This window comes from Brevibacillus schisleri, assembly GCF_055685845.1.
In genome coordinates this window covers 3,918,371-3,938,395 of record NZ_JBVNDM010000001.1, presented here as the reverse complement: position 1 = coordinate 3,938,395, position 20,025 = coordinate 3,918,371, and the positions used below count along the sequence as shown (strand labels likewise).

Genomic DNA, 20,025 nt, shown 5'->3' with positions numbered 1-20,025 from the left:
TTTTAGCTTTGCGAAGGAGTGACTCATCATGAAGAGCGGCCTGATCACTGCCGTTCATCGAGATATCAAACAAAAGCAACGCTACCATATCGATGTAGAAGGCGAGTATGCCATTACCGTACATGAAGACATACTGGTAAAGTACAACCTATTTAAGGGAACAGAATTAGACGAAGCTTTTTGCCGAGAAGTGCTAATAGCAGAAGAAAAGCATAAAGCGTATTTAGGAGCTTTGCGATACCTCGGCATACGCCCACGGACAAGCAGTCAGCTGCATTCATATTTGGTAGAGAAGGGATTTTCTACGCAGATTGCCGAAGAGATATGTCAGCGCTGCAAGGATCATGGCTACATCGATGATGAAGCATTTGCGAAGCAATGGGTAGACGAGCGATTGCGTTTGAAGCCGAGAAGCCCGTATATGCTGCGTATGGAGCTTACCCAGCGTGGAGTAGACAGAGGGATTGTAGAGGACGCAGTACGTGGCGTGTCTAGGCAGGCTGAACTAGATGCTGCTCGCGCATTGATAGAGAAGAAGGTGCGACGCATAGAAGGTGCACCGAGCCCCGATGAAGAACGCAAGCTGCTGTCCATGCTGATGCGCAAGGGATTCTCCCATGCGATCATTCAACAAATGCGTGAAGAATTGCGTCGTAGAAGCGATAGTTAGGGTCAACTCTATTTGCATGATCTTGACAATTCTTGTTCACAAATAATAAAATAGGTTTGTATTTACTTGGTGTATCATAACTTTTTGTGATTTGCTCACTCGATGCCTATGAAACAACTGAAAAACCGTGCGAAAGTAGTACGGATTCAGCGGACCGAGTAAAATCGGTCTTGTTTTATAGCCGAATGTTCAAATGTGAGAGCACTCCATGAAAAACAAATGCTTGGAAAGCGGGGAGATGTCTTACAATAAGGAGGTGAAACGAAAAGCCTATGGATCCTATAATTACTGTTGTCATTGTGCTCGTTGCCCTGCTGATCGGCTTGGGTGCTGGCTACTTCACTCGTAAATCGATTGCGGAAGCGAAGATCTCCAGTGCAGAAGAAGCTGCACGACAGATCGTGGAGGAAGCCAAACGGGACGCCGAAGCCGTTAAGAAGGAGAAGGTGCTGGAGGCAAAGGATGAAGTGTTCAAGCTTCGATCCGAAGCGGAAACCGAATTGCGTGAGAGACGCAATGAGATCCAGCGTCAGGAACGACGAATTCTACAAAAAGAAGAATCGTTGGACCGTAAGATGGAACAGTTGGAGCGCAAAGAAGAAGAATTGTCTGAGCGTGACCGTGCCATCGCAGAACTGCAAAGCAAGGTAGAGCACTTATATAAAGAACAAGTATCAGAGCTAGAACGAATCTCCGGCTTGACGCAGGATGAGGCGAAGACGATTATTCTCACTGATGTGGAGAATACCGTCCGTCACGAAATGGCTGTGATGATCAAGGAGATTGAGACTCAGGCCAAAGAAGAAGCGGACAAGCGTGCTCGTGAGATCATTACAACCTCCATTCAACGTTGTGCAGCGGACCACGTAGCAGAAACAACCGTTTCTGTGGTTACACTGCCAAATGATGAGATGAAGGGACGTATTATCGGACGCGAAGGACGTAACATTCGTGCCCTGGAAACGTTGACTGGTATTGATCTGATTATTGACGATACTCCAGAAGCAGTCATCCTGTCTGGCTTCGACCCGATTCGTCGGGAGATCGCCAAGACAGCGTTGGATAAACTGGTCGCAGACGGTCGCATTCACCCAGCTCGCATCGAGGAAATGGTGGAAAAAGCGCGTCGCGAAGTAGACGAGCGAATCCGTGAATACGGTGAGCAAGCAACGTTCGAAACAGGCGTTCACGGCTTGCACCCAGATCTGATCAAGATTCTCGGACGCTTGCGTTATCGTACAAGCTACGGTCAAAACGTACTGAAGCACTCTATGGAAGTGGCACATCTGGCCGGTTTAATGGCGGCGGAATTGAAAGAAGATGTGAAGCTGGCCAAACGTGCAGGTTTGCTGCATGATATCGGAAAAGCGATTGACCATGAAGTAGAAGGTTCACACGTTGAAATCGGTGTAGAACTGGCTAAGAAGTACAATGAGCATCACGTTGTAGTGAACAGTATTGCGTCTCATCACGGTGATACCGAACCAACTTCCGTCATTGCTATGCTCGTGGGAGCCGCTGACGCTCTGTCTGCCGCACGCCCAGGTGCACGCCGTGAGACATTGGAAACATATATCAGACGTTTGGAGAAACTGGAAGAAATCTCTGAGTCGTTCGATGGCGTAGAAAAGTCTTATGCGATTCAAGCAGGACGCGAAATTCGCGTGATGGTTCAACCTGATAAGATTGACGATGCGGAAGCTACCCGTCTGGCACGGGATATCACGAAACGAATTGAAAATGAACTTGACTACCCAGGTCATATTAAAGTAACGGTTATCCGTGAAACACGGGCAGTTGAGTATGCAAAGTAAAGTGGCTGCGTGCCACTTTACTTTTTTTGTCGCACACCAAATGCGTGACGAAGTCAAGTTTTCTAATGAGCAGAGGAATTGTGTATACTAGCAATGAGGTGATTTGGTAATGAAGTTGTTATTCATTGGAGATATTATGGGCTCGCCTGGCAGAGAGATCGTGAAAACGTATCTGCCGTTACTGAAACGAAAATACAACCCTACCTTTATCGTAGCGAATGGGGAGAACGCTGCGCATGGTCGCGGGATCACAGAGAAAATTACCAAGGAGCTTTTTGAGTGGGGGGTTCACGCAATTACGCTCGGGAATCATACGTGGGATCAAAGAGAGATTTTCGATTTTATTGATGATGAGCCGCGGATGATTAGACCCGCGAACTTCCCAGAAGGGGCACCTGGAAAAGGGATTACATATATCAAACAACCTGAAGGGGAACTAGCCGTCATTAATTTGATGGGGCGTACGTTCTTGCCACCGCTGGACTGCCCGTTCCAAATGGCTGACAAGCTAGTAGAGCAAGCTCGGAAGCGCACGAAGCTCATTTTTGTAGACTTTCATGCCGAAGCCACATCGGAGAAGCAAGCAATGTCATGGTACCTCGATGGAAAGGTAACGGCGGTCGTGGGGACACATACCCATGTGCAAACCGCTGATGAACGTATTTTGCCTCAAGGAACCGGTTTTTTGTGTGATGTAGGTATGTGTGGTCCAAGTAACGGCATTTTGGGGATGGAACGCGAAGCTGTCATTAAGAAGTTTTTGACGCAGCTCCCTGTTCGATTTGAGGTAGCACCAGATCCTGCGCAGTTGAATGCGGTGTTGATTACCCTAGATAAAACGAATGGGCATGCGAAAAAAATGGAACGAATCAGAATTGACTCTGACCATCCGTTTATGGAATAATGGGAATAAGATTAGAATTTTTCGAATCTTTCATGCAAGTTAGCAGGAATTTTTAGGGGTTATGCGAATATCATTCTAATGATGACAGGATTCCTATCAGACGGGAGGTTCAAAAAGGATGGAAGTATTAAAAGTTTCAGCAAAGTCTAACCCCAATTCCGTTGCTGGTGCCCTTGCCGGAGTTCTTCGTGAACGAGGTGCGGCTGAGATCCAAGCCATTGGCGCTGGGGCGCTTAATCAAGCTGTGAAAGCAGTAGCAATCGCACGAGGGTTCGTAGCGCCGAGTGGAGTTGACCTCATTTGTATTCCAGCCTTTACCGACATCGTGATTGATGGAGAAGAGCGAACTGCAATCAAATTAATCGTAGAACCCAGATGATACAACTGCAAATGCTTCACCTGCCTGTTTGTTCGAAGAATGAACAGGTTTTTTCGTTTGTCCAGAAGTATGAACTTCGACGTTATCGAAGAGAAGGAGCGTTTCCATATGAAAATCTTTGATGCGCATAGCGATGTACTATGCAAGCTGTGGCAGAATCCCGAGCTGGACTTTTATAAAGAAGACAAGCTCCTGCAAGCTGGTTTTACCGCCCTTGAAAAAGGGAATGTAGACATACAAGTACTTGCCTGCTTCGTTCCTTCTCAGGTCCCGTTCGGACGACGTTTTCATACGGTACTAGAAATGATCGATATTTTTTATCAAAAGGTGGCGAGTGAACAATTCCGTCCTATTTTCACAAAGGCAGATTTGGCTGAATGCGTATTAAAGGGACAGAAAGGGGCTATTCTGTTTGTAGAAGGCGCGCATGCATTAGAAGAGAGCCTCGTTCAGCTACGTACGTGGTTCCGGCTTGGTGTACGAGGAATGACACTGACCTGGAATCATGGCAATGCCCTAGCAAGTGGAAACGGGGAGCCGAATCCAGGTGGACTTACTTCATTTGGACGAGAAGTCATAGAAGAAATGAATCGGCTGGGGATGATCATTGATGTTTCGCATCTGGCCGATCCAGGATTCTGGGATGTACTAGAATACTCGAAAACACCAGTGATCGCTTCGCACTCGAACGTGAGAAGCCTATGCCATCACTCTCGCAATTTGACGGACGAGCAAATTCGAGCGTTAATCGCCAAAGATGGAGCGATCGGCTTGACGTTTGTAGACTTCTTTACCGTATCGGAGAAGCGCACAGTTTGGATCGATGACTTGCTGCGCCACTTGGATCACATCTGCGCATTGGGTGGTGTAGACCACGTAGGTTTTGGTTCCGATTTCGATGGGATTACCGAGACGTTTGGAGACATGGCATCCGCGGCTGATTACTCCCAGTTACTAGAAGCTTTGTTAAAACGTTATAAAGAGGCGGAAGTATTGAAATTTGTGCAAGGAAATTGGTTGCGTGTTTTCGGAAACGTGCTACAATAAAGTATGAGGATATTAATGTACCAAGTTCAACATTAAAATTCAGGTCAAAAGTAAGTTGAGTAAAAGCACTTGCAATTTGACATGGACAGGACTACAATTGTTACTGTCTATGCACAGAAACATCACATCTTACGGTCTTTTCAAGGTGTGATAGGCAGCTTTTCTCACAGTCACTGAAAGGGTGGAATCTGAATGATTAGTCAACTTTCCTGGAAAGTTGGAGGACAGCAAGGGGAGGGCATCGAGAGTACTGGTGAGATTTTCTCGATGGCGATGAACCGGATGGGGTACCATCTGTATAGCTACCGTCACTTCTCCTCCCGTATTAAGGGTGGACACACGAACAATAAAATTCGCGTGAGTACAACGCCTATGCGTGCGATCTCTGACGATCTGGACATTCTCGTAGCGTTTGACCAAGAAACGATCGATTTCAATGCGCATGAGCTTCGTGAAGGCGGTATCATTATCGCGGATGCGAAATTTAATCCAAAGTTGCCGGACGGCTTGAAGCCAGTTCGCTTCTTCACTGTACCACTGACTGAAATCGCTGATGAGCTGGGAACTTCCCTGATGAAAAACATGGTGTCGATTGGTGCGTCCAGTGCCATCCTCGGCATTGCAGTGGAAAGCTTCCGTCCCATCGTTGAAGATATGTTCCTCCGCAAGGGCGAAAAAGTGGTTGAAAAGAACATGGATGCCATTCGCCGCGGTTTTGATTTTGTAAATGAATTGACTGGTGGTCAACTGCCTGAGTTCCAAATGGAAAAGGCTGATCCACAAAAACAACTGTTCCTCATCGGTAACGATGCGATCGCTCTGGGTGCTGTAGCTGCAGGCTGCCGTTTCATGCCAGCTTACCCGATCACACCTGCTTCCGAAGTAATGGAATACTTGATTAAAAAGCTGCCTAAATTGGGCGGTACGGTTATCCAAACAGAAGACGAGATTGCTGCTATTACAATGGCAATCGGTGCTAACTTCGCGGGTGCTCGTTCCTTGACTGCTTCTGCAGGTCCTGGTCTGTCCCTGATGATGGAAGCAATTGGTCTGGCGGGTATCACGGAACAACCAGTTGTAATCGTGAACACACAGCGTGGTGGCCCATCTACCGGTATGCCTACCAAAATCGAGCAATCCGATGTGAATGCTATGATCTACGGTACACATGGTGATATTCCAAAAGTAGTTATCGCGCCAAGCACAGTAGAAGAGTGCTTCTATGATGCAGTTGAAGCGTTTAACATTGCGGAAGAATACCAACTGCCAGTTATCCTGATGACAGACTTGACGCTGTCCTTGGGTAAACAAACCGTTGTTCCATTTGACTACAGCAAAGTAGAAATCCGTCGCGGAAAACTGCTTGCTGGACAAGAATTGCCAGAAAAAGAGCAAAACGACCTGTTTAAACGTTATGAAGTAACAGAAGACGGCGTTTCTCCTCGTGTTATTCCTGGTCAAAAATACGGTCTGCACCACGTAACTGGTGTTGAGCATGATCAAACGGGTCGTCCATCTGAGAATGCTGCAAACCGTATTCAACAAATGGATAAACGTATGCGCAAAATGGAAGGCGTCCTGAAAAACTTCAAAGGCGCTGTAACAGCAGATGCTCCTCACGCTGATGCGGATGTTCTGGTTGTGGGTATCAACTCTACAATTGGTACGATTCAAGAAGCAAAAGGCCGTCTGGAACAAGAGGGAATCAAAGTAAACCATGCACAAATCCGTTTGTTGCATCCGTTCCCAACTGAAGAAATCAAAGCACTCGTAGATAAAGCGAAGAAAGTTGTTGTTGTTGAGCATAACGCTCAAGCACAAGTAACAAGCTTGCTCAAACAACACGTTGGAAACGCTGAAAAAATCGAATCCGTGCTTAAATATGACGGTAACCCATTCCTGCCGAAGGAAATCTATGCTGAAGTGAAGGAGCTGGTAAAACATGGCGACTATGAAAGAGTTTCGAAATAACGTTAAGCCAAACTGGTGCCCAGGCTGTGGAGACTTCTCCATCCAAGCGGCTATTCAACGCGCCGCAGCAAACGTAGGCCTGGAACCTGAAAATCTGGCGGTTGTTTCCGGTATCGGTTGCTCTGGTCGTATTTCCGGCTACATCAACTGCTATGGTTTCCACGGTATTCACGGACGTTCCCTGCCAATCGCACAAGGTGTGAAAATGGCGAACCGCGAGCTGACAGTTATCGCAGCTGGTGGTGACGGAGATGGTTTCGCGATCGGTATGGGTCATACTGTACATGCTATCCGTCGTAACATGAACGTTACGTACATCGTAATGGATAACCAAATCTACGGTCTGACAAAAGGTCAAACCTCTCCGCGTTCCGCGACTGGTTTCGTGACCAAGTCTACACCGGCAGGTTCCATCGAGTCCTCCATTTCCCCAGTTGAACTGGCGCTGTCTGTAGGTGCGACTTTTGTTGCTCAATCCTTCTCCAGCGATCTGAAGGGCTTGACTGAACTGATCGAAAAAGGTATCCAACACGAAGGCTTCTCCTTGATCAACGTATTCAGCCCTTGTGTAACCTACAACAAGGTAAATACGTACGACTGGTTCAAAGAGAACATCGTACCAGTAGACACGATCGAAGGATACGATCCACATGACCGTATCAAAGCAATGTCTACCTCTATGCAACACAAAGGCCTGATTACAGGTCTGATCTACCAAAATACTGAGCAAAAACCTTATGAAGCTCTCGTAAATGGCTTCAAAGAAGAAGGTTTGGTTAACCAAGACATTCGTTTGTCTGAAGAAGACTTCGAAAAACTGGTTAAAGAATTTGCTTAAGTTTGATAGAGTGAAAAACCTCTCCTTAACGGGAGAGGTTTTTTTGTTACACGCGATCGCGCCACTGCCTGTACACGAGCATCACAAGGAAAAAGACGACCAGTTGACCAAAGAGTGGATACAGGTAACGGAGAAGTGAGCTAAACCCGATAAAACTGATCAAATAGCAAATGAGCAAAATCCCGAGTAAAATTGTCGGACCTCGAAGGGGGATAACTTGTCTAATCTGTTGGGCTAGACCAAATACGTTTGCAACAAGGGTGGAGAAAATTTCGGCATATACCAATAGGGAGAACAAAAAGGGAATCGTTGGTCCTAAGCCTTGCAGCACAGCGATCATGGGCATTTCCGCGTGATGGATTCCCGGCATTTTTACAGATAGGGAAGCGTAAGCGAGCAAGAGCAGAAGGCCTATTCCCAACCCTCCTATGATTCCCCCTAGGAGAAGAGGTTTCTCGCTGGGACTCTGTCTGCCCATCGGAATCAAAACCGCTTGTGTTAGTGTGACATTTAAGGCAACATAATAAAAGGGAGAACTAAGCCACGCCCAAGGCCGTAACGATTCAACGACGACACTCGTATCTAACCATGGCTTCGTATAAAAAAAGACAAGTACAGTAAAACCAATGAGCATCGGAACAAAAATACTGTTCACGTGATGGATGGCAAATAGCCCTTTTTTCGTCACGAAAAAAATCAAGATCATGCTAAACCAAATACCGATTTGGGGAGATAATCGAAACGACTCCCAAAAAATTGCACCGGTAGCAGCGAGCATGACGGAGGTAGTGCCTAGCAATACGGTTAGAAGCAAGGTATTAAATACAGTGCCAAACGGATGCCCAAATAAATAGGTGCTGACTTCTTGATAGGAATCGGCCTGAATCCGATAGGCAATCAGCATGACGCGGATACCTGCCCAAATAAACAGCATCGTCGCCAGAATGATGCCAACTAAGCCTTGTGTTCCATATTGAACAAAGAACTCTACAATTTCTTTGCCTGAGGCAAAACCAGCTCCTACGACTGTCCCAATATACGTAAAAGCGATCTGCCATGCGGCTCTCCATGTTCCTTGCATCTCAGACCTCCTGTCCCACCTTATTCCATCCTATGAGAGGGAGTGAACCGAATATGCGCGTTACTGTGTTAGGCTATCAATCTCCTTATCCTGGCCCAGGGGGTGCTACTCCGGGTTACCTGATTGAGACAGACCATGTCAAAATTCTTCTAGACTGCGGCAGCGGTGTTCTTGCGCAGTTAGGAAAGCATTTACCTATTTTTGAGCTGGATGCCATGCTCTTATCTCACTATCATCATGATCATGTTGCGGATGTAGGAGTGATGCAGTACGGTTTGATGGTTCATCAGTTATTTGGCCAAAGACCTGCTGACAGTCCGCTTCCCATCTACGCTCCTGCGCTGCCTGTGGCCAATGCCGAGACATTGGTGTATCGAAAGGCGACCACATTTACCCCAATCACCGAAGAAACGTCTGTTACCATTGGGGACGTTGCAATCACTTTTTTACGGACAGACCACGGTGACGGAGATCCTTGCTACGCCATGCGTTTGGAAGCCAAAGGACGTGTCCTTGTATACGGAGCGGACAGTGGACCAGGTACAGCCTGGGAGGGCTTTGCAAGTCAAGCGGATTTGTTTATTTGCGAGGGGACCTATCTGGATTACAATGTACCAGCGAAGCCAAATGGTCACCTTTCTGTTCGCCAAGCGGCGGAATTGGCGCAATCCCTATCCTGCCGTTCTTTATTAGTCACACATTTGTTTTACGGCTATGAGGAGTCCCAAGTAATTGCGGAGGCCAATGCCTTTGTCGCAGGTCCAGTTTACGCGGCGCGCATTGGTCTGCAAATCGATTTATAAAGTTGTTTGTGTACATAGAGAGGAGAGCTGACTGTGTTTCCAAATGTATTAGAAGTCGCACGCAAATTAATCCGGGAACGGGTACAAGTAGGGGAAACGGTTGTAGACGCTACCATGGGGAATGGAAATGACACCTTATTTCTTGCCCAATTGGTTCAAGAAGAGGGGAAGGTAATCGCCTTCGATATTCAGCCACAGGCAATCGAGAAAACGCGTGAGAGACTCGAGAGAGAAGGTCTGGCGAACAGGGTAGAAATGAAGCTCGCCAGTCATGAGGAAATTGACAAGCTGGAGATTCGTGCCGCGGCCATCATGTTTAATTTGGGCTATTTGCCGGGTGGAGACAAGGAAATTACAACTCAAGCGAGCAGTACCATTCAGGCGATTCAATCAGGATTGAGGGTGCTCAGACCAGGTGGAATCATGACAGTCATGATTTATTGGGGGCATTCGGCGGGAGAGACGGAAAAAGAGGCAGTGGAAGCATTTTGCCACGAGCTAAGTCAATTGGATTATTTGGTTTTAAAATACCAATATATCAATCAGCAAAACCAAGCCCCATTTTTACTGGCCATCGAGCGCAGGGGACAATAAAAAAACGAAACGCGATCCTTTCCCGGGCAAGCGCAGCATCCGACATCATTCTTATGAGAAAGCAATGATTTTGTCAGGTTGCGAAAGAGGTGTACAAAAATAGGCACGCTCTTGGCCTTTCTGGCACATACCCTATGTAGAGCAATGTGGCAAGGGGGATCTGCGTGGACAGAATCGGAATAATGTTGGATTGGGCCCTTATGGTGAAAGGAATTCAAGGCATCAAGACATATGAGCGTCTGCCTTATTATGTCGAAATCGGTAAAGAGCTTGGATTGGAGCCAGTTTTTTTTCATCCGCGGCATGTGAAGCCAGGAGATGAAAGAGTCAAAGGATATTTTTGGAACGGAAACCGACTCGTCTCACAAATGGTTTCAGTCCCGCGAGTCATCCACAATCGTGTTTTGACAGGGGATGCAAAAGCGCGCAATGTGATTCGAAGATTGAGCCAAAAGAAAACGGTGTTCAATGGCTTGGTTGTACGGGATAAGCGGAAAGTACACCAGATGCTCTGGAAAAACGAACAAATTCGCAGCTATCTGCCGCATACAGTGCCTTTTTCCATGGAGCAGTTGCGTCAGTTTTTAAATAAGTACCAGGTGGTGTACGTCAAGCCTTCGATTGGATCAGTCGGAATTGGGGTAGCACGTATTGAACGGCATGGAGGCAATTATCACTTCATTGCATCGAAAAAACGGCAGATCTTATCTCATTCGCAGTTATTCTCCACGGTGAGACGGTGGGTTGGTAACAAAAGATTTTTGATCCAGCGAGGAATTCCTTTGGCCCGCTATGGAGGCAAAACGTTTGATATCCGTGTTTCGGTGCAGAAAAACAAAGAGAAACAGTGGACTGTGAGCGGGATGGTTGCCAAGGTCGCCAATACGAAAAACAAGCTGAGTAATCTCTCTCGAGGAGGGACAGCAGTACCGTTTTCGGAAGCTTTGGTACCCATCTTTCCTGAGGTGAAACAACAACGAGCTGTCATTGAAAGAGTTGGCATAGCGGCTGTGGAAATTGCGGAGCAGTACGGTCGGCATTTTTCATCATTAGCAGACTTAGGGATGGATATGGGGATTGACGAGCGAGGTAATCCGTATTTAATTGAAGTCAATGTGCGTGACCAACGCTATTCATTTTTCAAAGCAGGAGAGAAAGAGATGTTTAAACAAACGTACCGTCATCCACTGGAATATGCGCAGGCATTGCTCACGGAAAAAAAGAAACGGAAACATCTACTCCTAGCGCCGAGCCAATTGGTCTAAAGAAGGTAGGCAGAAGAATGTGAAAAAGACGGCGGCATTTATTGCCCCGTCTTTTCGTATGCCTTGACCTACGATTCTGCCGGCTGTTGTTGGTCAGCCAATGGAAAGGGCAGATTGCGAAAGTGACGATATACCAAAGCCAAAATCGATTTTCGAGTCAAGATTCCTTGGAAATAGTGCTCCTCGTCTTCAATACAGACGAAAGGGTGATTAATGGACACTTCTAATGCTTTCAAAAATTCATCGGTGTCACGCAATCGAGGGACCTTCGCATCCATCACATCATCTACAATATGTTCGGACATACGCTCAGTCTCGAAGCGCTCCAAACCAAGAGTCTTATTCATGATCATATTCGTGCTGATTAACCCATGCAAACGATACTGATGATCCAGTACAGGAACGGCTGAATAGCCGGACTTGATTAGGACTAGCAGGGCGTGCTCAAGCGAATTACCTAGCTGCACATGTGCGACCTTTGTGGACGCGATTATGAGATCTTTGATCGGAATATGTAACAAAGGGATCTCTTGATTCATTCAGATCCACCACCTTTTCTTTCTGTCGTCTATAGCAGTAAGAACTGCATGTGGTCCCCTTCTATGATACCGTAAGAGAGGTACAAACGGTAGGGCTACATTTAGAAAACTTGGCGTCGCCAAGGGTTTTGTCGGGGCTAAAGACGAAAAAAGCCCGGCAGTTACGCCAGGCAAGTAATCGAGGTGTGGAACAATCGTCCCTAGCTCTAGTATGCGAGCTCAAATTGTTTTTTACATTAGGAGTTTAGAGGAAACCAGTTCCTCCCTTACGCTTTATACGTTTGATTTTTGAAAATGGGGTTGGCTTCCACCCGTTTTTTCCGATTGAACCAAAAGGACATCGTCGTCAACTCGTAAAGGAAAATGCAAAGTGGCGGTGTAATCACGAACATGCCGAGAACCATTGACGGCGTCGACCAGCCTAGTCGATGAATGACGTAGCTCTGCATCAAGAACAAGATCAACGGATGAACCAAATAGATGGCCATATTTTGTTTGGCCAACCGGGAAAGCCACGGACCGAGTTTAGGCAGCTTGCCGAAATAACTGGATGCAGGGTAAAAGCTGACGATTACACAGAGTGTGTATAACAAGTAAAGCGGCTCGAAAATGTTCATACTCTCGTAATAGCTTTTGGAGCCAGAAAGATAGCTGTAAGCCATCCAAACGCCTGCACTTGCCATCACAACGATAGAAGGTATTTGAAGACGGTTCACCCATGTCCGCCATTTATCCACATTCATCCCGGCATAAGCGCCAAGTGCAAAAGTAAACACGTACATGAAAACATAATGCTGTCCGTAAACATACGTGTGCTTCACGATGGACAGGAATGGGTTTGCAGCCCAGTCAATGGCCCATAACGGTGTAATGAACAAATAGTGGTAGAGAAGGTACAGACCAGCTTGTCCAATAAATAGGACGATGATCCAACCGAAATTCAAGTACCGTTCCATCCACGGTTTAATCAGGCAAAACAATAAGCACAATTGTAAGTAAAGCGGAATGTAGTACAGGTGGTAGAAAGAGCTACCGGTAAACAGACTATCGAAAAACGGTCCTACCAGCACGGCTGGGTCAAAGGTTTGATACTTAAAATAGGTGAAGATAGCCGTCCAAATTACGTAAGGCAATATAACAGCGCGCCAGCGTTTTTTCCAGAAAGCACGCCAAACCAATTGTCGATTTTGATACCAGTAAAACAGCAGCATTCCAGTTGCAAATATAAACAAAGAGCGACCGAATTTTAATAAGATAATTAGAACGGCTTGCAAATCACTATTCCACGGGTACGTCTTCTCATTGGCCAGGAAAAAACTGAGGATGTGAATCAACAAGACAGTAAGAGCCCCAAAAACAAAAAGGGCATTCAGATCCTGAAACGTCCCCTTTCGATTGCTATTCATAATTCCTCCAGAATTTTACCGGCAGCACCTGGAGAATCAAAAACAAGAACAATGCCCGTTATTCGGGTAAGTGCCAGTCAGGTGCGGCCAGTTCTTTTGCAGTATAAGAAAATAAGTGTAATCGCTGCGACAAATGATGCCTCGACTCTGTCACTAACTCATTTTGCACATAAAAGGGGGTAGGTGATACAGCCCACTCAGAACGGATTGTCTCCAATAGACGTGCTTTTACATCATCCATAGTGGCCAATTTTCCAGTCAAACTCGCAATGCTGCCAACGGTAGAAGCGTCGATGGAAGGAATTGGCTTATGGCTTTGCATTTCATCCAAGCCGGCGAGACGGTAAAAGTGCTCCATCCATTCGCCTCGTGGACGATCGTCGACGTTAATGCATAATTGCAAAATAGAGCCGTGTCGCGTGCGTCTTTGTGCCATACCTCCGATTTTTTTACCGTGAATGGAAAAATCGTATTCCCCTGCACAGTAGGAACCCGTCACTTCTCCAAATTCCAGCCTTCCGTAATCGCGCAGGCCCACATCAAGAAGCTGGGCAACAAACGAGAAGAAGGAGTCAATGGAAATCGAAGTGTCAGGCAATAAACAAGCCATATTGAGTACGCCAGCATCAAGCGGAACACAAGCTCCTCCAGACGAGCGAAGAACACAACCAAAGCCATCTTGACCGAACTTATGCAAGGCTTGCTGGAGATGTGGAAGCTTGGCGTCTCTGCGGCCGAGATACAGCGCCTGATCGTACACCCAGAGATGAATGAATGGTGTTGCTGATTCAGATTGCATACTGGCTGCCAACGCTTCATCACGAATTAAAGGCTCAAGTGGACTATCCTGGTAGGTACCGGAGTCCATCCAGCGAAACGGTTGATTAACAGAAAAAGACATAGGAAGGCTCCTTCACAGGACAAGAATAGCTACCATTATAACATCTGAAATGCGTTTAATTCTACGTTTTCGCTATCTTTTTTCCATTTGGTAGAACATGCATGTCGTGTGGAGTGAAAAAATACCCGACAGGCCAAGATAGCTTGTCGGGTGGAATATGGGTCTTTATTTCGTCTCTTTAAAGGTGAAATTGTCCAGGTAAGTCGTTTTGCGAGGAGCGTCTTTTGTCGCTTCTTCTTGCAGATACAGACCGAGTTTTTTGCCTTCTTGTTTCACATATTGTTGACCGAACAAATATTGATCGTTCAAGTAAATGGAAACGGTATTGTCAGTGACAGCTACCTTCAAGCGATTGCTTGATTTCAGCTTGTAGGTGCTGGATGAGATGATGTCGATATCGTCGTCTTCCACATCATTTACTTTTCCTAAAACAACGCGATCTTTTTGGATGAAGACGACATTGGCTTTTCCATCCTTGCCGTTGAAGTACAGACCGCCTAAACCTTCACTGCCAACCACATTCACATCGACGCTCAATTCATAATTCTTGACGTTGTCAGATTCATTCCAGCGAAGTGGCAGAAGGTAATGATCCAGATCATCATCATCGGATTCAGCAGTCACTTGTTTGCTAGCGACCTCCCAGTTACCGATCGCTTTGTCAGTATCCCAGTTTTTCAATTTGGTATCAGAGAAGGAATCGCTGATATTGATTTTCTCTGGTTCTGGCTGAGGCTGCGGTTGACCAGGGTTAGGGAAAACAATTTTGCTTTCATCATCGCCACGATCCAAAATAGCACGATAGAGCAGGGAAGCAGCTTCCGCACGAGTAATCGGATCTTGTGGACGGAAATTGCCATTGTATCCTTTCATCAGATCGGTTTGGATCGCAATCGCAATATACGGACGCAGAGCGGACGAAATATCGTCGTAATCACGGAACTTTTTCAATTGATTCAAGTCGGCTTTGTACTTTTGATCGTAGCCCAACAGGCGTACCAATGCGACAGCAATGTCTTCACGTACTGCCGCTTTATCTGGCTTATACGTGTAGGTAGAGCCGGATTTGTAACCAGTCAAGTAAGGCTTGGCGTGCTCCACATACAAAAATGCCCAGTGATGACGAGGGACATCTTTAAAGGTTTGCTCGACGTAGCGTTTGTTTATATCTACATCTGCTGCTGCGATCATAATTTTGGCAAATTCGGCGCGGGTTACCTCATTGTTCGGTCTAAATGTTCGATTGTCGTACCCTTTGATGATCCCTTTTGCCGCCATCTCCGTAATTTCCTTGTATGCCCAATGGCTACGCGGAACGTCTGAGAACGAAGGGGTGGAAGCGGCACCGACGACCGGGATAATCGTTAAGAACATCAACACCGACAAAAATACGGCTAGTGCTCTTTTCATATTAACCTCCTCAAAATGGCAATGTAGTTTTTGTTGACTGCTATTCAGACGGCGAGTGGGCTTGTATTGTTGCAGGGGAAAAAAATATTATGGTGAAAATAGGAAAAAAGGAGGAGTTCCAAAAAAATTGGCAGGTAAGGAGGAGTATGTACCAATGGTAAGGGCATGCAGGACCAACATGGGTATGTTTGGAAAGACGTTGTCTATCAGACTTTCGCCGTTTCGTACATATTTTGCCTCATAATGGTTATTATGCATTGGCTTTTGTATCACCCAAAATGATATAATTCTTTATTGGTTACTTATGTAGATGATTATAGCTGAGGTGATATATGATGAAGGAAACGAAAGAGGCGACTGTGGACTTAAAATCCGTTAAGTCTCCAAAGAAGACGGAAGACTATGCGAAATACTTCCAGGCCCCCTCTCTGAAAGATGCGAAAACGCGCGGTAAGGAAGAGATTTTAGTCCATTACGATTTTCATATCCCAGAAGACATGCAGAACATCGGAAAAGGAAAGCGCTATCACGTTCGTACGTATGGCTGCCAAATGAACGAGCATGATTCGGAGACGATTTCTGGTATTTTGCAGGCAATGGGTTATACCTCCTCTGATTCTGTCGAAGATGCGGATGTTATTCTATTTAACACCTGTGCAATCCGCGAAAATGCAGAGGATAAAGTATTTGGGGAGCTTGGCCACATGAAGCGGCTCAAGAATAACAATCCAAATCTGATCCTCGGTGTTTGCGGCTGTATGTCCCAAGAAGAGAAAGTCGTCAAGAAAATCCTGAAAAGCTACCAGCAGGTCGACTTGATTTTTGGAACGCACAATATTCACCGATTGCCAGAACTGTTGCGCGATGCGATGTTCAGCAAAGAAATGGTGATTGAGGTTTGGTCCAAAGAAGGCGATATCGTCGAAAATATGCCGAAGCTTCGCGAAGGAAACACCAAGGGCTGGGTTAACATCATGTACGGCTGTGACAAGTTCTGTACGTACTGTATCGTGCCGTATACCCGCGGAAAAGAACGCAGTCGACGCCCGGAAGATGTCATCGCAGAAGTGCGTGATCTCGCTCGCCAAGGCTTTAAAGAAATCATGCTTCTTGGACAAAACGTCAATGCGTACGGGAAAGATTTTGAGGATATCAAGTACGGTTTTGGAGACCTGATGGACGAGATCCGCAAGATTGATATCCCGCGTGTTCGTTTCACGACAAGTCACCCGCGTGATTTTGATGACCACTTGATCGAGGTGCTGGCAAAGGGCGGCAACCTGGTGGAGCAAATCCACTTGCCAGTCCAATCCGGATCGACAGAAGTACTCAAGCGGATGGCACGTAAATACTCACGTGAGCATTATCTCGAGCTCGTTCGCAAAATCAAGGACGCGATCCCGAATGTCTCGCTTTCTACCGATATTATTGTTGGCTTCCCAGGCGAGACCGATGAGCAGTTTGAAGATACGATTTCGATGGTGGAAGAGGTCAAGTATGATTTTGCCTATACCTTCATTTACTCCCCACGTGAAGGTACACCGGCTGCTGTCATGGAAGACAACGTTCCGATGGAAGTGAAAAAAGCACGCTTGTATCGACTCAATGAAGTGCTGGCTGGCATCGCTCTGGAGCAGAACAAAAAACTGCAGGATCAGGTTGTCGAGGTACTCGTGGAAGGCGAATCGAGGACGAATACGGAAGTGCTTGCGGGACGTACGCGTACGAACAAGCTTGTCCATTTCACCGGCGACAAATCCTTGATCGGACAGTATGTGCACATAAAAATTACGGATGCGAAAACGTGGACACTCCACGGTGAACTCGTATCCAAAGTTGAGGTGTAGGTCATTATGGAACAAACAAACGTTTTTACACAGAAGGAAATTCTCGATAAAGCTCGCGAGCTTGCCGCTATGATCGCGCGTACGAATGAAGTTGATTTCTTCAAACGTGCTGAACTGCAGATCAAACACAATGAACGTGTGCAAGATTTGATTGATACATTGAAGCAGAAACAAAAGCAAATGGTGATGTTTGAATCCATCAACAAGCCGGAACTGGTGAAAAAAGTGGAAGACGAGTACAACCAATTGCACGAAGAGCTGGATGCCATTCCAATCGTTACGGAATTCAAGCAATCGCAGGTTGATGTGAACGATCTTTTGCAAATGGTCACGAACGTGATCACGAACACCGTTTCAGAGCGTATTATTTTGGATACAGGCGGAAACCCATTGACTGGAAAGACTGGTGGCGGGCCTGAAAAGAAAAAATCTGACGGCTGCTGCTCCTAATTCTTGATAGAAAGCCTTCCCGGCGCTGTTTTGATCAATACCCAACAACTTTCCCAAATATAAGGTGGTTGTTTGCACGCTAGTCGAATGCCCTGCATACAAATGTACAGAAACGTTGTATGGAGGAGGTAACGAAATGTCGGGTATAGACAAAGATCTACAGTGCCGGGAACTTATCGCGAAAGCAGTCTGCGGCAAAGGCCATAAATTTTCTATTACCACCCACACCATCATACCGTCGCAAACTCCTTCGACGATCCTCGGATGCTGGGTTATAAACACGAACTTCCAAGCAGAGAAAGTCGGAGATGCCGTTGAAGTATCTGGTACGTATGACGTCAACCTGTGGTTTTCGTTTGCTAATAACACGCAAACCGAAGTCAAGCGGGAAACGGTTCATTTCTCCGTTCTCGTACCGCTTACGTTCTTCGACAAGAACTGCAGAGGCGATCTGGAAATCGTTGCACGTGCCGTGGAGCAACCGAAGTGCATAAAAGCGGAGTTAAGTGGTGGTGGCACAATCACGGTCAGAGTTGAAAGCGAATATGCAGTAGAGGTCATTGGAGAAACAAAGGTGTGCGTTGTTGTCTGCAATAGTTGTGATGACAAAGAATTCCATCTGGTTGACGACTTTGAAGATAACAGTGACGAGTTTGATGACTTTGATTCCGCTACGCTACTCGACGAGCTCGACTAAAGAGGAGAAATTATCTCCTCTTTTTTCTTTTTTTCGGAACAGGTCATTCACACTTTTTTCTGGACGCATTCATAAGATAACGGAAGAACAGCGAGGGAGTGTGGAAGGCATGATTCTACGCACAAAAACGAGTCAGCGAGCTAACGGGCAGGAAACGCCAGCAACACAACCGATGACGGCCAACGCGAAAGAAGTCGTAGCCTATTTACATCGTCCTGAAATCGGTCGCTGGTTGCTCCGGCAGGGGCGAATACCTGTAACAGCAGGAAATGCAGCGCGACCAGGCTGGCGAACATATAGATTATGCCTTTACCAAGATTATGTACTGGATATCGCCAGAAGCGAGGAGCAATCACAATGGTTGCTGCACCGTCTACAGGAACCCGAGTGGCATTCCGTCTCCTTGCCTTCCACTGAAACAGAGATTCAGGTAGTCCAAGGGCTGGCTTCACGCAGTTTGTATGCCGCGGGAGCCGATGCGGGTCAGGTGACGATCATGGCGGCTTCTCCCCATCGACTTAAGGTTGTCGAGGTGGAACCAAATTGGCCAGCCCAGCATGCTGACGAATATATGCAGCGTGCCCGAGATTGGTGGGAAGCTCGGATGCGTAAACAGCCGCAAACGCTGCAAAGCTTGGGGGCTGATCCGGAATTTGCTCTGCGCAGGCCCACAGGAGAAATGGCACTTGCTTCTGACTTCCTGAGCATCAATGGGGCGGTTGGATGCGATACGACACGCTACCGGGAGGAATTAGGTCTCCATCAGCACCCGGTTGCAGAGTTGAGGCCTGCGCCATCGGAGGACCCTGATCAATTATTTATGCATATCTACGATAATCTGGCACTCGCATACAAAAAAATAGGGAATTCGTCTATCGAATGGCTCGCTGGCGGAATGCCGTTTCCAGGTTATCCAATCGGCGGGCATATTCATTTTGGCGGGCTCACACCTACTTTTTCTCTTCGGCGAAAGCTGGATGCGTACTTGGCTCTTCCTCTTGTTCTGATTGAGGATGCAGGCTGTATGAGACGCAGAGAGCGCTATGGATTTTTGGGGGATGTAAGGGAGAAGGAATATGGATTCGAATACCGTACACTCCCGAGTTGGCTCGTTGATCCCCTTGTCACTCGAGGGATTCTTCATTTGGCCCATTTGGTTGCAACCAATCACGAGAAGCTACAAGCGATGCCTCATCTCAAGCTACCGCTAATCAAAGCCTACTACCAGGGCGAAAAAGAAAAGCTCCTGCCGTACGTAGTTCAAGTCTGGCAAGAAGTAAAGGATTTGCCAGGCTATACGCTGTCACGCATTCATTTGGATCGATACTTTTCGTTTTTAATCGAGAGTCAATCGTGGAGAACGGATGAAGACCTGCGGAAGATATGGAAGCTACCATAAACGGATACTA

At 46.6% G+C, this 20,025-nt stretch carries 19 protein-coding genes; 14 read left to right on the top strand and 5 right to left on the bottom strand.

What is annotated here, in order from left to right; all coding sequences use genetic code 11:
- Nucleotides 1-28: 28 nt before the first annotated feature.
- The 7 genes from ACUUHJ_RS18405 to ACUUHJ_RS18375 all read left to right on the top strand — a co-directional run bounded on the left by ACUUHJ_RS18405 (nucleotide 29) and on the right by ACUUHJ_RS18375 (nucleotide 7,623).
- Nucleotides 29-670 (top strand): RecX family transcriptional regulator, encoded by a 642-nt coding sequence (locus ACUUHJ_RS18405; RefSeq protein ID WP_289673406.1) that lies wholly within the window; start codon nucleotides 29-31, stop codon nucleotides 668-670.
- 272 nt (nucleotides 671-942) lie between these two features.
- The gene (gene rny / locus ACUUHJ_RS18400) at nucleotides 943-2,484 is read left to right on the top strand and encodes a ribonuclease Y (protein WP_007719154.1); all 1,542 of its coding nucleotides are present in this window, start codon (nucleotides 943-945) and stop codon (nucleotides 2,482-2,484) included.
- A 109-nt stretch (nucleotides 2,485-2,593) separates the two neighbouring features.
- Nucleotides 2,594-3,388: a TIGR00282 family metallophosphoesterase gene (locus ACUUHJ_RS18395; RefSeq protein ID WP_172140580.1), complete on the top strand. Its 795-nt coding sequence runs from the start codon at nucleotides 2,594-2,596 to the stop codon at nucleotides 3,386-3,388.
- A 118-nt stretch (nucleotides 3,389-3,506) separates the two neighbouring features.
- On the top strand, nucleotides 3,507-3,767 hold the full coding sequence (gene spoVS / locus ACUUHJ_RS18390) for a stage V sporulation protein SpoVS (RefSeq protein ID WP_003385776.1): 261 nt from the start codon (nucleotides 3,507-3,509) through the stop codon (nucleotides 3,765-3,767).
- 108 nt (nucleotides 3,768-3,875) lie between these two features.
- Complete coding sequence (locus ACUUHJ_RS18385) at nucleotides 3,876-4,814, top strand: dipeptidase (RefSeq protein ID WP_472299589.1); 939 nt, start codon at nucleotides 3,876-3,878, stop codon at nucleotides 4,812-4,814.
- 192 nt (nucleotides 4,815-5,006) lie between these two features.
- Nucleotides 5,007-6,785 carry a 2-oxoacid:acceptor oxidoreductase subunit alpha gene (locus tag ACUUHJ_RS18380; RefSeq protein WP_173607958.1) on the top strand — a complete coding sequence of 593 codons (1,779 nt, stop codon included), beginning with the start codon at nucleotides 5,007-5,009 and terminating at the stop codon, nucleotides 6,783-6,785.
- Nucleotides 6,757-7,623: a 2-oxoacid:ferredoxin oxidoreductase subunit beta gene (locus ACUUHJ_RS18375; RefSeq protein ID WP_172140586.1), complete on the top strand. Its 867-nt coding sequence runs from the start codon at nucleotides 6,757-6,759 to the stop codon at nucleotides 7,621-7,623. Before ACUUHJ_RS18380 ends, ACUUHJ_RS18375 begins: the two co-directional genes overlap by 29 nt.
- Nucleotides 7,624-7,669: 46 nt before the next feature.
- Here ACUUHJ_RS18375 and ACUUHJ_RS18370 read toward each other — a convergent pair whose 3' ends face one another.
- Nucleotides 7,670-8,704 (bottom strand): YkvI family membrane protein, encoded by a 1,035-nt coding sequence (locus tag ACUUHJ_RS18370; RefSeq protein ID WP_015891672.1) that lies wholly within the window; start codon nucleotides 8,702-8,704, stop codon nucleotides 7,670-7,672.
- A gap of 53 nt (nucleotides 8,705-8,757) precedes the next feature.
- On the opposite strand from ACUUHJ_RS18370, the gene ACUUHJ_RS18365 reads away from it, so the two are divergent.
- From ACUUHJ_RS18365 to ACUUHJ_RS18355, 3 genes are all read left to right on the top strand, one after another.
- On the top strand, nucleotides 8,758-9,507 hold the full coding sequence (locus tag ACUUHJ_RS18365; RefSeq protein ID WP_472299588.1) for an MBL fold metallo-hydrolase: 750 nt from the start codon (nucleotides 8,758-8,760) through the stop codon (nucleotides 9,505-9,507).
- Between the two features lie 33 nt (nucleotides 9,508-9,540).
- Complete coding sequence (gene mnmM / locus ACUUHJ_RS18360; RefSeq protein ID WP_289673403.1) at nucleotides 9,541-10,101, top strand: tRNA 5-(aminomethyl)-2-thiouridylate-methyltransferase MnmM; 561 nt, start codon at nucleotides 9,541-9,543, stop codon at nucleotides 10,099-10,101.
- Nucleotides 10,102-10,265: 164 nt separating this feature from the next.
- A complete protein-coding gene (locus ACUUHJ_RS18355) occupies nucleotides 10,266-11,366 on the top strand; it encodes a YheC/YheD family endospore coat-associated protein (RefSeq protein WP_472299587.1) in 1,101 nt (366 codons plus the stop codon).
- Nucleotides 11,367-11,434: 68 nt separating this feature from the next.
- Here ACUUHJ_RS18355 and cbpB read toward each other — a convergent pair whose 3' ends face one another.
- The 4 genes from cbpB to ACUUHJ_RS18335 form a co-directional block, all read right to left on the bottom strand.
- Complete coding sequence (gene cbpB / locus ACUUHJ_RS18350; protein WP_015891668.1) at nucleotides 11,435-11,905, bottom strand: cyclic-di-AMP-binding protein CbpB; 471 nt, start codon at nucleotides 11,903-11,905, stop codon at nucleotides 11,435-11,437.
- 266 nt (nucleotides 11,906-12,171) lie between these two features.
- Nucleotides 12,172-13,311: an acyltransferase gene (locus ACUUHJ_RS18345; RefSeq protein WP_289673401.1), complete on the bottom strand. Its 1,140-nt coding sequence runs from the start codon at nucleotides 13,309-13,311 to the stop codon at nucleotides 12,172-12,174.
- A 58-nt stretch (nucleotides 13,312-13,369) separates the two neighbouring features.
- The gene (locus tag ACUUHJ_RS18340) at nucleotides 13,370-14,212 is read right to left on the bottom strand and encodes a lipoate--protein ligase family protein (protein WP_472299586.1); all 843 of its coding nucleotides are present in this window, start codon (nucleotides 14,210-14,212) and stop codon (nucleotides 13,370-13,372) included.
- 165 nt (nucleotides 14,213-14,377) lie between these two features.
- Nucleotides 14,378-15,622, bottom strand: a complete 1,245-nt coding sequence (locus tag ACUUHJ_RS18335; protein WP_472299585.1) for an S-layer homology domain-containing protein — start codon at nucleotides 15,620-15,622, stop codon at nucleotides 14,378-14,380.
- A 335-nt stretch (nucleotides 15,623-15,957) separates the two neighbouring features.
- Here ACUUHJ_RS18335 and miaB point away from each other — a divergent pair, with 335 nt between their 5' ends.
- From miaB to ACUUHJ_RS18315, 4 genes are all read left to right on the top strand, one after another.
- The gene (miaB, locus tag ACUUHJ_RS18330; RefSeq protein WP_472301217.1) at nucleotides 15,958-17,469 is read left to right on the top strand and encodes a tRNA (N6-isopentenyl adenosine(37)-C2)-methylthiotransferase MiaB; all 1,512 of its coding nucleotides are present in this window, start codon (nucleotides 15,958-15,960) and stop codon (nucleotides 17,467-17,469) included.
- Between the two features lie 6 nt (nucleotides 17,470-17,475).
- The gene (locus ACUUHJ_RS18325; RefSeq protein WP_015891663.1) at nucleotides 17,476-17,919 is read left to right on the top strand and encodes a YlbF/YmcA family competence regulator; all 444 of its coding nucleotides are present in this window, start codon (nucleotides 17,476-17,478) and stop codon (nucleotides 17,917-17,919) included.
- A gap of 136 nt (nucleotides 17,920-18,055) precedes the next feature.
- Nucleotides 18,056-18,616 carry an outer spore coat protein CotE gene (gene cotE, locus ACUUHJ_RS18320; protein WP_015891662.1) on the top strand — a complete coding sequence of 187 codons (561 nt, stop codon included), beginning with the start codon at nucleotides 18,056-18,058 and terminating at the stop codon, nucleotides 18,614-18,616.
- Between the two features lie 109 nt (nucleotides 18,617-18,725).
- Complete coding sequence (locus ACUUHJ_RS18315; RefSeq protein ID WP_472299584.1) at nucleotides 18,726-20,015, top strand: putative amidoligase domain-containing protein; 1,290 nt, start codon at nucleotides 18,726-18,728, stop codon at nucleotides 20,013-20,015.
- Nucleotides 20,016-20,025 lie beyond the last annotated feature (10 nt).

Bases quoted from the DNA above. Each gene is read 5' to 3' on its own strand.
- ACUUHJ_RS18405 (WP_289673406.1), top strand. From the start codon at position 29: ATGAAGAGCGGCCTGATCACTGCCGTTCATCGAGATATCAAACAAAAG.
- rny (WP_007719154.1), top strand. From the start codon at position 943: ATGGATCCTATAATTACTGTTGTCATTGTGCTCGTTGCCCTGCTGATC.
- ACUUHJ_RS18395 (WP_172140580.1), top strand. From the start codon at position 2,594: ATGAAGTTGTTATTCATTGGAGATATTATGGGCTCGCCTGGCAGAGAG.
- spoVS (WP_003385776.1), top strand. From the start codon at position 3,507: ATGGAAGTATTAAAAGTTTCAGCAAAGTCTAACCCCAATTCCGTTGCT.
- ACUUHJ_RS18385 (WP_472299589.1), top strand. From the start codon at position 3,876: ATGAAAATCTTTGATGCGCATAGCGATGTACTATGCAAGCTGTGGCAG.
- ACUUHJ_RS18380 (WP_173607958.1), top strand. From the start codon at position 5,007: ATGATTAGTCAACTTTCCTGGAAAGTTGGAGGACAGCAAGGGGAGGGC.
- ACUUHJ_RS18375 (WP_172140586.1), top strand. From the start codon at position 6,757: ATGGCGACTATGAAAGAGTTTCGAAATAACGTTAAGCCAAACTGGTGC.
- ACUUHJ_RS18370 (WP_015891672.1), bottom strand. From the start codon at position 8,704: ATGCAAGGAACATGGAGAGCCGCATGGCAGATCGCTTTTACGTATATT.
- ACUUHJ_RS18365 (WP_472299588.1), top strand. From the start codon at position 8,758: ATGCGCGTTACTGTGTTAGGCTATCAATCTCCTTATCCTGGCCCAGGG.
- cbpB (WP_015891668.1), bottom strand. From the start codon at position 11,905: ATGAATCAAGAGATCCCTTTGTTACATATTCCGATCAAAGATCTCATA.
- ACUUHJ_RS18345 (WP_289673401.1), bottom strand. From the start codon at position 13,311: ATGAATAGCAATCGAAAGGGGACGTTTCAGGATCTGAATGCCCTTTTT.
- ACUUHJ_RS18340 (WP_472299586.1), bottom strand. From the start codon at position 14,212: ATGTCTTTTTCTGTTAATCAACCGTTTCGCTGGATGGACTCCGGTACC.
- ACUUHJ_RS18335 (WP_472299585.1), bottom strand. From the start codon at position 15,622: ATGAAAAGAGCACTAGCCGTATTTTTGTCGGTGTTGATGTTCTTAACG.
- miaB (WP_472301217.1), top strand. From the start codon at position 15,958: ATGAAGGAAACGAAAGAGGCGACTGTGGACTTAAAATCCGTTAAGTCT.
- ACUUHJ_RS18325 (WP_015891663.1), top strand. From the start codon at position 17,476: ATGGAACAAACAAACGTTTTTACACAGAAGGAAATTCTCGATAAAGCT.
- cotE (WP_015891662.1), top strand. From the start codon at position 18,056: ATGTCGGGTATAGACAAAGATCTACAGTGCCGGGAACTTATCGCGAAA.
- ACUUHJ_RS18315 (WP_472299584.1), top strand. From the start codon at position 18,726: ATGATTCTACGCACAAAAACGAGTCAGCGAGCTAACGGGCAGGAAACG.